This is a genomic window from uncultured Oscillibacter sp. (genome assembly GCF_900544955.1).
Taxonomy (GTDB): domain Bacteria; phylum Bacillota; class Clostridia; order Oscillospirales; family Oscillospiraceae; genus Oscillibacter.
In genome coordinates this window covers 47,788-58,958 of the sequence record NZ_UQXD01000010.1, presented here as the reverse complement: position 1 = coordinate 58,958, position 11,171 = coordinate 47,788, and the positions used below count along the sequence as shown (strand labels likewise).

At 66.2% G+C, this 11,171-nt stretch carries 11 protein-coding genes; 10 read left to right on the top strand and 1 reads right to left on the bottom strand.

Annotated elements, in window-relative coordinates:
- The 4 genes from cbiB to QZS21_RS04120 form a co-directional block, all read left to right on the top strand.
- Nucleotides 1-626, top strand: a 626-nt coding sequence (cbiB, locus tag QZS21_RS04135; RefSeq protein ID WP_295580595.1) for an adenosylcobinamide-phosphate synthase CbiB, incomplete at its 5' end; no start/stop codon positions are given.
- Nucleotides 627-637: 11 nt separating this feature from the next.
- A complete protein-coding gene (locus QZS21_RS04130) occupies nt 638-1,693 on the top strand; it encodes a histidinol-phosphate transaminase (protein ID WP_295580593.1) in 1,056 nt (351 codons plus the stop codon).
- Nucleotides 1,690-3,174, top strand: a complete 1,485-nt coding sequence (locus QZS21_RS04125) for a cobyric acid synthase (protein ID WP_295580591.1) — start codon at nt 1,690-1,692, stop codon at nt 3,172-3,174. Before QZS21_RS04130 ends, QZS21_RS04125 begins: the two co-directional genes overlap by 4 nt.
- A complete protein-coding gene (locus QZS21_RS04120; protein WP_295580589.1) occupies nt 3,171-3,839 on the top strand; it encodes a precorrin-8X methylmutase in 669 nt (222 codons plus the stop codon). Before QZS21_RS04125 ends, QZS21_RS04120 begins: the two co-directional genes overlap by 4 nt.
- Nucleotides 3,840-4,063: 224 nt before the next feature.
- On the opposite strand, the gene QZS21_RS04115 is transcribed toward QZS21_RS04120, so the two are convergent.
- A complete protein-coding gene (locus QZS21_RS04115) occupies nt 4,064-4,927 on the bottom strand; it encodes a MerR family transcriptional regulator (protein ID WP_295580587.1) in 864 nt (287 codons plus the stop codon).
- 288 nt (nt 4,928-5,215) lie between these two features.
- Between QZS21_RS04115 and QZS21_RS04110 the strand changes: the two genes are divergently transcribed.
- The 6 genes from QZS21_RS04110 (at nt 5,216) to QZS21_RS04085 (ending at nt 10,930) form a co-directional block, all read left to right on the top strand.
- Entirely contained in the window at nt 5,216-6,526 is a 1,311-nt protein-coding gene (locus QZS21_RS04110) for an aconitase X (RefSeq protein ID WP_295580585.1), read from the top strand.
- 12 nt (nt 6,527-6,538) lie between these two features.
- Nucleotides 6,539-6,973, top strand: a complete 435-nt coding sequence (locus tag QZS21_RS04105; protein WP_295580584.1) for an aconitase X swivel domain-containing protein — start codon at nt 6,539-6,541, stop codon at nt 6,971-6,973.
- A gap of 15 nt (nt 6,974-6,988) precedes the next feature.
- Nucleotides 6,989-7,381, top strand: a complete 393-nt coding sequence (locus tag QZS21_RS04100; protein WP_295580582.1) for a RidA family protein — start codon at nt 6,989-6,991, stop codon at nt 7,379-7,381.
- 347 nt (nt 7,382-7,728) lie between these two features.
- The gene (locus QZS21_RS04095; RefSeq protein WP_295580580.1) at nt 7,729-8,241 is read left to right on the top strand and encodes a nitroreductase family protein; all 513 of its coding nucleotides are present in this window, start codon (nt 7,729-7,731) and stop codon (nt 8,239-8,241) included.
- Nucleotides 8,242-8,256: 15 nt separating this feature from the next.
- Complete coding sequence (locus tag QZS21_RS04090) at nt 8,257-9,585, top strand: MATE family efflux transporter (RefSeq protein ID WP_295580578.1); 1,329 nt, start codon at nt 8,257-8,259, stop codon at nt 9,583-9,585.
- A 73-nt stretch (nt 9,586-9,658) separates the two neighbouring features.
- The gene (locus tag QZS21_RS04085) at nt 9,659-10,930 is read left to right on the top strand and encodes an SLC13 family permease (RefSeq protein ID WP_295580576.1); all 1,272 of its coding nucleotides are present in this window, start codon (nt 9,659-9,661) and stop codon (nt 10,928-10,930) included.
- Nucleotides 10,931-11,171 lie beyond the last annotated feature (241 nt).

Here is an 11,171-nt window from a genome sequence, read left to right as displayed (position 1 = left end):
CGCTGGTGTCCGGGGACCTGCCCGCCGCCCGGCGGGCGGTGAGCCGCATCGTGGGCCGGGATACGGAGGGACTGACGGCGGAGGGCGTCACAAAGGCGGCGGTGGAGACCGTGGCGGAGAACTTCGCCGACGGCGTGGCCGCCCCCCTGCTGTACATGTTCGTGGGCGGCGCCCCCCTGGCCCTGGTGTACAAGTCCATCAACACCATGGACAGCATGGTGGGCTACCGGAATGCCCGCTACCTCCGCTTCGGCCGGGCGGCGGCCCGGCTGGACGACGCCGCCAACTATCTCCCCGCCCGAATCGCCGCCTGGTTCTGGATTGCCGCCGCGGCTGTGACGGGGCAGGACGGCCGGGGTGCCGTCCGCATCTGGCGGCGGGACGCCCGCTGCCACCCTAGCCCCAATTCCGCCCAGACGGAGTCCGCCTGTGCCGGAGCCCTGGGGATCCAGCTGGCGGGCCCGGCCTGGTATTTCGGCCAGTACTGCGAGAAACCCACCATTGGAGACGCCATTCGCCCGGCGGAGCCGGCGGACATCCGCCGGGCGAACCGGATGCTGTACGCCGCCTCCGGACTGCTGCTGGCGGCCTGTGCCGCCGGGCGGTCCCTGCTGGCGGCCCTGTGAAGGAGGAGACCATGGAACCCATACAGACCCACGGCGGCGACTGGGCCGGATACCGGGCCGCATACGGCCGCCTGCCCCTGGATTTCTCCGCCAATCTCAGCCCGCTGGGCCTCCCGGTGGGGGTCCGGGCCGCGCTGCGGCAGGCGGCGGAGGAGGCGGACCGCTACCCGGACCCCCTGTGCCGGGAGCTGTGCGCCGCCCTGGCGGAGAGGGAGGGCGTTCCGGCGGAGTGGATTCTCTGCGGAAACGGCGCGGCGGACCTGATCTTCCGGGCGGTGCTGGCGCTGCGGCCCCGGCGGGCCCTGATAACGGCCCCCGCCTTTGGGGAGTATGCGGCGGCCCTCCGCTGCGCCGGCTGCGAGACGGTGCGGTACGCCCTGCACCCGGCGGAGGACTTCCGCATCCGGCCGGACATTCTGGAGGCCATCACCCCGGGGACGGAGCTGGTGATACTGTGCGAGCCCAACAACCCCACCGGCGTCACCACCCCCCGCCCGCTGCTGCTGCGGATTTTGGAGCGGTGCCGGGAGACCGGGGCGCGGCTGCTGGCGGACGAGTGTTTCGGCGATTTTCTGGCGGACCCGGCGGCCCACAGCCTGCGGGGGGCGCTGGCGCAGCAGCCGGTGGTGGTGCTCAGAGCCTTTACCAAGCTGTACGCCATGGCGGGGGTGCGGCTGGGCTATGTGCTCTGCGCCGACAGGGCGCTGCTGGCGGCGATGCGCTCCGCCGGGCAGCCCTGGGGGGTCTCCACCCTGGCCCAGGCGGCGGGGACGGCGGCCCTCCGGGAGGAGAGCTATGTGGCGTGCGTCCGCGCCCTGGTCTCCGCGGAGCGGCCCCGGCTGTCCGCGGCCCTGGCGGCCCTGGGACTGCGTGTGGTGCCCGGAGAGGCCAACTACCTGCTCTTCCAAAGCCCGCGGCCGCTGGGCAAGCCGCTGGAGGCGCGGGGCATTCTGCTGCGGGGCTGCGGGGATTACGAGGGACTGGACGCGTCCTGGTACCGCACGGCGGTGCGGACCGGCGGGGAGAACCAGCGGCTGCTTGCGTCACTGAAGGAGGTGCTGTCGTGAGACAGGCAAAGTGCATCATGGTCCAGGGGACCATGTCCGGGGCGGGGAAGAGCCTGCTGTGCGCAGGGCTGTGCCGCCTCTTCCGCCAGGAGGGCTGGCGGGTGGCGCCCTACAAGAGCCAGAATATGGCGCTGAACAGCTATGTGACGGCGGAGGGACTGGAGATGGGCCGGGCCCAGGTGATGCAGGCGGAGGCCGCCGGCATCGCCCCGGACGTGCGGATGAACCCCATTCTCCTCAAGCCCTCCAGCGACACCGGCAGCCAGGTGATCGTCAACGGGGAGGTCCGGGGCCAGATGACGGCGGCGGCGTATTACCGCCGCAAGAGGGAGCTGGTGCCGGAGATTCTGGCGGCCTACCGCTCCCTGGCGGCGGAGTACGACCTCCTTGTGATCGAGGGAGCGGGCAGCCCGGCGGAGATCAACCTGCGGGAGCACGACATCGTGAACATGGGCCTGGCGGAGCTGGTGGACGCGCCGGTGCTGCTGGCGGGGGACATCGACCGGGGCGGCGTGTTCGCCCAGCTGTACGGCACGGTGGCGCTGCTGGAGGCGGCGGAGCGGCGGCGGATCAAGGGCCTACTCATCAACAAATTCCGAGGGGACCCGGAGATTCTGCGGCCGGGCCTGGGGGAGCTGGAGGCGCGGACGGGAATTCCGGTGGTGGGGGTGGTGCCCTACCTGCCGGTGGATTTGGACGACGAGGACTCCTTGGCGCCCTGCCTTGTGCAAAGCCGGGTCCATAGGCCGGTGGACATCGCGGTGGTGCGCCTGCCCCGCATCTCCAACTTCACGGATTTCTCTCCCCTGGAGCGCCACCCGGCCCTGGGGGTGCGGTATGTGGAGCGGGCCGGGGGCCTGGGGACGCCGGACCTGGTGATTCTCCCCGGCACCAAGAGCACCATGGCGGACCTTCTGTGGCTGCGGGAGAGCGGCCTGGAGGCCGCCGTTCAGAAGCTGGCCGCCGCCGGGACGCCGGTGCTGGGCGTCTGCGGCGGCTACCAGATGCTGGGGGAGCTGCTGGAGGACCCGGACCGGGTGGAGGGGGAGCAGACGGCGCTGCGGGGACTGGGCCTGCTGCCCTGCCGGACGCTCTTCACCCCCAAAAAGACCCGGACCCAGCTCCGGGCGGAGGTCTCCGCCGGCCCCTTTGCCGGCGCCAAACTGGAGGGCTACGAGATTCACATGGGCCATACGGAGGCCTCCGGCGCCCCCTTCTGCCGCCTGGAGGACGGCCGCTGGGACGGCTGCTGCCAAGGTACGGTTTTCGGGACCTATCTCCACGGCCTGTTTGACAGCGGCGAGCTGACGGACGGGCTGGCCCGCTGGCTCTGCGCCAGGAAGGGGCTGGACTCCGGGGACGCCGCCCCCCTGTCCCACCGGGCGTACAAGGAGCGGCAGTACGACCTGCTGGCCCGGGGACTGCGGCAGGCGCTGGACATGGAGGCCGTCCGGCGCATTCTGGAAGGAGAGAGGGCATGAGTCTCAAGCACACCCGGCCCGCCGACATCGAGCGGGCCAGCATGGAGATCATCACCAGGGAGCTGGCGGAGCGGAGGATGGTGCCCGCCCCGGGGACGGAGGCGGTGGTGAAGCGGGTCATCCACACCACGGCGGACTTCGATTACGGGACCAGCCTCCGCTTCACCCCTGGCGCGGTGGAGCGGGGGGTGGAGGCCCTCCGGCGGGGGACGGCGGTGATCACGGACACCAATATGGCCCGGGCGGGCGTCAGCAAGCCGGCCCTGGCCCATCTGGGCGGGGAGGTCCACTGCCTCATGGCGGAGGAGGCCGTGGCCGATGCGGCCCGGGCCCGGGGCACCACCCGGGCGGCGGTGTGCATGGAGGAGGCCCTGCGCCGCTGGCCTGGGGGGATTTTGGCGGTGGGCAACGCGCCCACGGCGCTGCTGCGCATTGCCGCGCTATTGGAGGAGGGCGCCCGCCCGGCGCTGGTGATCGGCGTGCCGGTGGGGTTTGTCAACGTGGTGGAGAGCAAGGAGCGGCTGCTGGCGGCCTGCGAGGCCCACGGCGTCCCGGCCATCGTGGCCCTGGGGCGCAAGGGCGGCAGCAACGTGGCCGCCGCCATCTGCAACGCGCTGCTCTACCTGGCGGAGGACACTCTGGACCCGGTCCGGCGGGGCTGGTGAGAAGGACCTCCGCCCAAAAAGCACTGCGGCCCTTCCCGGGCGTGGAGGGCAGGCCTGCGCCCCCGGAAACCGGCGGTCCGGGTGGAGGGCGGTTCTGGCAAAGAGAGCCCCGGCCGCATCCTGGATGCGGCCGGGGCTCTTTCTTGGAGGGCGGATGCACCTGCAAAAGCGGGGGTCGGCGGGCCTACTGGCGGAGGGCGCCATGTGCCCGCAGACCCGCCGGGTCAGAGGCTGTGCCCGGCCAGAGGGACATAAATCTGGGTGACATACAGCTCGGGGTCGTTGACCATCTGGCTTGTGATCTGATAGTCCTCCAGGGCGTCGGTGTTCAGCTTGTGCCCGTTTTCCGCCGCCCAGGTTGTGATGAGGCGGTAGGTGTCGGGGAGGGTCTCATAGGGCCCCACGTGGACCGCAGTGGCCGCCAGAAAGCCCTTGTTGTATCGGACGAACTCCATGGGGACGGAGGGGGGATTCTTGATCTGGATGTCGAACGTGGTCTTGCCGGGCCTGGCGGGAGAAGCGCCCAGCAGGGGGGAGTTGCGGTAGATGATGTCGTGGCCGCCCACGGAGACGAACTTATATTTCCGAGTCTGCTCGTCCAGCAGGTTGAACATCCGGAGGCGGTAGGCGCCGGTCATCTCCCCGCTGTCCACGTCGCAGTCGAGGCACAGCACGGGGAAGGGCTCCGTATGGACCAGGGAGACAAAGCGCGGCTGGTCCCGGGAGCGGATGTGGGAGAGGCCGATGCTGAACCGCTGGCGAAACTCCGAAATCTGCTCATAGCGGTACTGGGCCGTGGAAAAGGCCTCCTGGTTTTTGGCCACCTGCACGTCCAGCGCCTTTTTGAGGGAGAGGAGGTCGTCCGCGCTGAAAAATTCCGCGATGATGCTCACCGGGAGATCCAGGGAGCGCATATAGGAAATCCACATCAGGCGGGGAATCTGCTCTGCGGTGTAGTACCGGTAGCCGGTGGCCGGGTCCCGGTAGGCCGGGGAACAGAGTCCCTGCTGGTCGTAGTACCGCAGGCGCTTTTCAGAGATGCTCGTCAAAGCCGAGACCTTGCCGATGGTCAGGTGGTCGTTTGACAAGGGAAGCCCCTCCTCACTTCCGGCCCCGTCCGGGGCCGTTCTTTATGAACGGATTATAGCATCGGCCGGTGGGAATGTCAAAAAGGCGAAAAAACTCTCCCTTGAGGGAGAGTTTTTTTCCTGTCCTTTTGCAGAAAATCGTAGAATTGCCATAGGATAGAAGAAAATTGCCCGAAAAAAGGAGGGGATTCTTTGTGCAATATTTCCGTGTTGACTATGACGCGTGTCGGACAGATACACTGGAACTGGAAAAACACCTCAAGAAACAACAAGAAAGCGGGGCTGGCTATGGCGGTAAAACTGACATCGGAAGAACAGGACATGCTGGAGGGGAAGTGCGGAAAGAGCAAGCAGGCTGCACTGAAGGGGATCATCCGGTACGCCGAAATCCTGGGTGCCACGGAGCTGGTGGAGGTCACCAAAACCCATCTTTGCTGCGGCAGCGAGGCGGTGCCGGCGGATTTCCCGGACGGACAGCTGAACCGGGAGGACTATCTGAAAGAGGACTTTTACGACCACCACATCAAACACTTCCTGCCCGAGCTGAACCGGGGGGAGTTCTCCGGATTTTATGAAAAGGCGCTGCTGATCGACGATGTGCACACCAGCGACAGCTATCAGTGGGCGTACACCCAGCAGACCAAGGAATTCTGGGAGATGAATCAGCAGATCATGGAGACGGCCATTGCAAACGGCTGTGTGGCGGGCAGCACCTGCGCCCCCTACCTGGCGGGCTGGCTGCCCACCATGGGGGAGTACTTCGTCACCACGGAGTCCTCCAACGTGCTCTACTGCAACTCCGTTCTGGGGGCCCGGGGCAACGGCGGCGGCGGCGCCACCTCCATGATGACGGCGGTGTGCGGCCGGGCGCCGAAGTGGGGGCTGCACCTCACGGAAAACCGGCACGGGACCCACGTCTTCCGCATCCACAGCAAGCTGGATACGAAGCTGCTCTGGGACATGGTGGGCATCGCCGTGGGGCGGCGCCTGGCGCCCAACGCCATCCCTGTGCTGACGGGGGAGTTTGATCCGCCGGATCTCATCAAGCTCAAGACCATGTTCACCTCCCTGGCCACGGCCAGCGGCTGCGAGATGTGCCTGATCGTGGGGACCTCTCCCGAGGCGCCCACCTACGAGGCGGCCATGGCCGGCCACGCGCCGGCGGCGGAGTTCGACATTGACGAGGAGATGCTGGAGGGCTACCGGAGGGAGCTCTGCCACCCGGTGTCGGGCCCGGTGGACTTTTTGCAGATCGGCTGCCCCAACAGCTCCGTACAGGAGATTCAGCAGATCGAGCGGTACATGCGGGGCAAACACGTGAAGGAGGGCGTCCGCTTCTGCGTGTTCACCAATGTGGCCCAGTATGAGCTGGCAAGGCTGTCCCATCTGATTGAGTCCCTCCGCAAGAGCGGCGTGGAGGTCCTCACCAGCGGCTGCATCCTGCGGTGCGTCAACGTGGCTTACGGCGCCAAGGGCATCGGCCTCTCCGCGGCCAAGCTGGCCCATTACAGCAAGACGGAGCGGGACGTGCCGGTGTACTACGGCACGGAGCGGGAAGTGATGGACGCCGCCATCTCAGGCTACTGGCAGGTTCGATAGGAGGTGCTTTGTATGAACGGCAAAATTCTCAAGGGCCGGCCGGCGCTGGGCCCTGTGGTGGAGGGAGCCGCCTTTGTCTGCCCCACCAGCATTCAGGGGTGGTCCTCCATCGACGTCAAGACCGGCGTGGTGCTGGAAAAGGGCCACGTGCACGAGGGGGACAGCTTTGCGGGGAAGATTTTGGTGGTCCCCTGCAGCCGCGGCTCTCTGGGGTGGTCGGACTATTTCATCAACAGCCATATCAACGGCGTGGGGCCCATCGGCTATATCTTCACCAAGATGGACTCCAAATGCGGCGTGGTGGTCCTGGTCAACAACTGTCCCTGCGTCTGCGATTTCCCCGACGGCGTGGACCCCTGCGCGGAGATTCACGACGGCGACTACATCCGCCTGGACGGGATCAACGGAACCGTGGAAATTCTGCGGTCCGCGGCGGAGACAAACTGAGAAGGAGGACGCGACATGGAGTGGAAAAAGGAAAAGATTGAGACGGCCTTGGTGGACATCCCCCGCAGGGGAATTTCCCAGGCCATCCGTTTTGGCAACGTGCTTTTCGTCTCCGGCCAGGTGGGCGAAGACCTGGAGGGCAACGTGCCCGAGGGGATCGAGGCACAGGTGGAGCTGGCCATCACAAACGCCAAGCATATCATCGAAGCGGCCGGCGGCACGCTGGACGACGCCCTGATGTGCCGCTGCTTCTTGCAGAAAGTGGAGGACTTTGACGGCATGAACACCGCCTACTTCAAGTTTTTCGGCGACCAGGAGGCGGGCCCTGCCCGGTATACCGTGGTGGCGCCGCCGGTGGAGGAGAAGCTGCTGTTTGAGATCGCCATCTTTGTGGGCCTGAAGGACTGAGCGCCTCCCTCTCCGGCGGGGGAGGGCATAAGGCCCCTTGGGCGGGGTGCGGACGGATGCATTTTGGAGCCGCACCCGCGGGTTTCGCCCGGCGCGCTGCGATTGGATAGGGAGAGTTTCGGCGCCGCGATTCCTGCGGCGGTGATTCGGAGGAGGGGCCCCCCCGCTTCGAATCTCCCGCAGAGGATTTGCGGCGCCGCCCTGTTGGGCGGGGCGGCGCCCGCCCGGTGTATGCCCCGGCGCCCCGGGGCGCGGGGCGGAACATGCGGCCCCGCAGGATACCGGGGGCGGCGTTTGCGGGAGACCGCGGCGCTGCCGCCGGTGGATTTCATAAAAGGAGAGTTGGTATGAATTTCTCAGAGCTTTGTGCAAAACGCTATTCCGCCCGGGCCTTCGACAGGAGCCGCCCGGTTCCGGCGGCGTGCATGACGGCCATTCTGGAGGCGGCGCGGCTGGCGCCCACCGGCTGCAACGCGCAGCAGTGGAAGGTGCTGGTGATAGAGAGCGCCGAGGGACTCCGGCGGGCGGAGCGGTGCAGTACCTGCGTGTACGGCGCCCCGGCGGTGCTGCTGTTCTCCTATGACCGGGGGCACCCGGATTCCGCCCTGGAGATCAACGGGGTGGACGTGGGGCTGACCAACAGCGTGATCGCAGCCACCCACGCCATGCTGGCGGCCGCGGAGCTGGGGGTGGACAGCTGCTGGGTCTGCTGGTTTGACGGGGAGGAGACGAAGCGCACCTTCGGCCTGGCCGAAAACTGGGAGCCCGCCTGTATGCTGATGCTGGGATATGACAAGGAGGGCCCCGGGGAGCAGCACGCCCTGCGCAAACCCCTGGAAGAGCTGGTGGAACGGTGTTAAAGGAAGAAGAGATACATGATGTCCTTGGATGACAGTTCGTTAAAACAGAAATTTTTTCACTATGTGATTCCGTCGATCCTGGCGCAGTGGGTCTATGCGCTGTACACCATGGTGGACGGCATGTTTGTGGCAAGGGGCGTCAACGAGATCGCGCTGACGGCGGTGAACTTGTCCAACCCCCTTGTGCAGACGATGTTTGCGCTCTCGCTGATGTTCGCCGTGGGCGCGTCCACCATCGTGGCCATCTGTATGGGGGAGGGCCGGATGGAACGGGCCCACCAGGTGTTCACGCAGAATGTGGTCACCCAACTGGTGGTGGCGGCGGGGCTCTCCATCGGCGTGATGGCCAACCTGGACAAGGTGGCGGGGTTCCTGGGGGCGCGGGACCCGGAGACCCTGGGGTACGTCCGGGAGTACCTTGCGTATATCGTGCCGTTTTCTGCGGCGTTCCTCCTGTCCTACACCTTTGAGATCCTGATGAAGACCGACGGATTTCCCAAGCGGGCGGTGGTGATCGTCACGGTGGGCGCTCTGGAGAACGTGGTGCTGGACTGGCTGTTCGTGATCGTCCTGCACCGGGGGGTGGCGGGGGCCGCCTTTGCCACCAGCCTCTCCCAGTGCACGGTGATTCTGCTGTACCTCTGGCACTTCCTGGGCAAACAGGGGCAGCTCCGGTTCCGGCGGTTTCGCTTTCAGCCCGCCGTTTTGGGCAGACAGATCCGAAACGGCCTCTCCTCCGGCCTTACGGAGCTCTCCGCCGGTGTGGTGGTCTTTGTGTTCAACCAGGTGATTTTGCGCTACCTCTCCCGAGAGGCGCTGGTCAGCTATACCATCGTCTCCTATATCAACAGCATCGTGGTGCTGTCCGCCACCGGCATTGCCCAGGGCAGCCAGCCGCTGATCAGCTATTGCTACGGACAGAGAAACCCGGAGGCGTGCCGGAGGCTGCTGCGGTACGGCGTGGTCTCCGCGGGGATTTTCTGCACGGCGGCGCTGGTGCTGTGCAGCGCCGGGGCGGGGGTGATCGTCTCCGCCTATGTGGGGGCGGATTTGCCGGAGCTGCGGGAGTACTCGGCCCATGTTCTGCGCATTTTCCTCCTGTCGTTTTTGCTGGTGGGCTATAACATTGTCATAAGCGGCTACCTCACCTCCGTGGAGCGCGCGGGATCCGCAACCCTGATTTCCCTGGGACGCGGCGTGGTGTTTTTGCTGGGCAGCCTGGTGCTCTTGATCCATCTCCTGGGCGGAGAGGGCGTTTGGTGGGCGCCGCTGCTCTCAGAGAGCGTGTGCCTGTGCCTGACGGTGTTCCTTTTTGTGCGATATCAAAGAAAGGGCGCAGACTGAGAGACGGGGCGCCTGAGAGAAAAGAGACGGCGGAGACGCGTTGCGTCCGCTTCGCCGGCGGGAGGAATCAAGAATGTTAAAAACGATTGCGCTGATCGTGTTTATCGCGGTCTATGGATTGCTGCTGCTTCTGCCCAAGTACCGGGCGGCGGTGGCCGTGGCGGCGGCGGTGGTGTTTTTGGCGCTGGGGATCGTTCCGGCCCGGGAGGCGCTGTCCACCATCGACTGGAACGTGCTCTTGATGCTGGCGGGCACCATGGGGACGGTGGACCTCTTTATACGCTCCAAGATGCCAAACCGCCTTTCGGACAAGCTGGTGCGGGTGCTGCCCAGTGTCAAGGCGCTGATCATTGTGCTGGCGCTGTTCGCAGGGTTTGTTTCCGCGTTTGTGGACAACGTGGCCACGGTGCTGATGCTGGCGCCGGTGGGCATGGCCATCGCCAAAAAGCTGAGAATTTCCCCGGTGGCGCCCATTCTGGCCATTGCGGTCTCCTCCAACCTGCAGGGGGCGGCCACGCTGGTGGGGGACACCACCTCCATTCTGCTGAGCGGCCACATGGGCATGGACTTCATGGATTTCTTCGCCTACAAGGGCGCCCCCGGAATGTTCTGGGTGGTGCAGGCGGGGGCGGTTGCCACGGTGCCGGTGATGATGTTCCTCTTCCGCAAGGAGAAGGGGGCCCTCCGCGGCACACAGCTCACCCCGGTTACGGATTACCTGCCCTCCTTCTGCCTTCTGGGCACGGTGGCCGGATTGATTCTGGCCTCCTTTCTGCCGGAAAAGCCCGGCATTACCAACGGGGCCATCTGTATGGCCTTCTTCGCGGTGGGCCTGGCAGCGGAGTGCGTCCGGCACCGCGACGCCCAACTGGCGGTGGAGGTCCTCAAGGGCGTGGACTATGTGACGCTCTTGCTGCTGGCGGGTCTGTTCCTGGTGATCGACGGCATCAACCGGGTGGGCATCATCGGCGACGTGAGCCAGCTGATCGCCCACCTGGGCGGCGGCAGCCTGTTTTGGACCTATACCATCATCGTGTGGTTTTCCGTCCTGGCCTCCGCGTTTATCGACAACATCCCCTACACGGCCACCATGCTTCCGGTGGTAGGGGGAGTGGCCGCGGCCATGGGCGTGGACCAGGCGGTGCTGTGCTTCGGGCTGCTGACCGGCGCCACGCTGGGGGGCAACCTGACCCCTGTGGGGGCGTCCGCCAACATTGCCGCCGGCGGAATTCTGCGCAAGGCGGGATATGAGGTCAGTACCGGGCAGTTTATGCGCATCGGCGTCCCCTTTACCCTGGTGGCGGTGACGGTGGGCTACCTGCTGGTGTGGGCCTTTTGCGCCTGATCCCTCTGCCGGAGGAACAGGAGCCTCTGCGAAACGGGACGTTTCGCAGAGGCTCCTGTTTTTGGCTTGGGGACGGCGATGGGGGCGGTCGGTTCCGGCCAAGAGGGCGGACGGGGAACAGACCGTCCGCAACTGGAGACCCGCGGCGGGAGAGGCCGCCCCGGGCCTTGGTGTCTTAGCAACCCTCGGGACCGCATCCGGGGGCGTGGCTTCCAGGGGCATCTCCGCTGCGGAGCGCCTG

Coding starts and splice junctions, on each gene's coding strand:
- QZS21_RS04130 (WP_295580593.1), top strand. CDS start 638: ATGGAACCCATACAGACCCACGGCGGCGACTGGGCCGGATACCGGGCC.
- QZS21_RS04100 (WP_295580582.1), top strand. CDS start 6,989: ATGGAGTGGAAAAAGGAAAAGATTGAGACGGCCTTGGTGGACATCCCC.
- QZS21_RS04090 (WP_295580578.1), top strand. CDS start 8,257: ATGATGTCCTTGGATGACAGTTCGTTAAAACAGAAATTTTTTCACTAT.
- QZS21_RS04095 (WP_295580580.1), top strand. CDS start 7,729: ATGAATTTCTCAGAGCTTTGTGCAAAACGCTATTCCGCCCGGGCCTTC.
- QZS21_RS04110 (WP_295580585.1), top strand. CDS start 5,216: ATGGCGGTAAAACTGACATCGGAAGAACAGGACATGCTGGAGGGGAAG.
- QZS21_RS04120 (WP_295580589.1), top strand. CDS start 3,171: ATGAGTCTCAAGCACACCCGGCCCGCCGACATCGAGCGGGCCAGCATG.
- QZS21_RS04085 (WP_295580576.1), top strand. CDS start 9,659: ATGTTAAAAACGATTGCGCTGATCGTGTTTATCGCGGTCTATGGATTG.
- QZS21_RS04105 (WP_295580584.1), top strand. CDS start 6,539: ATGAACGGCAAAATTCTCAAGGGCCGGCCGGCGCTGGGCCCTGTGGTG.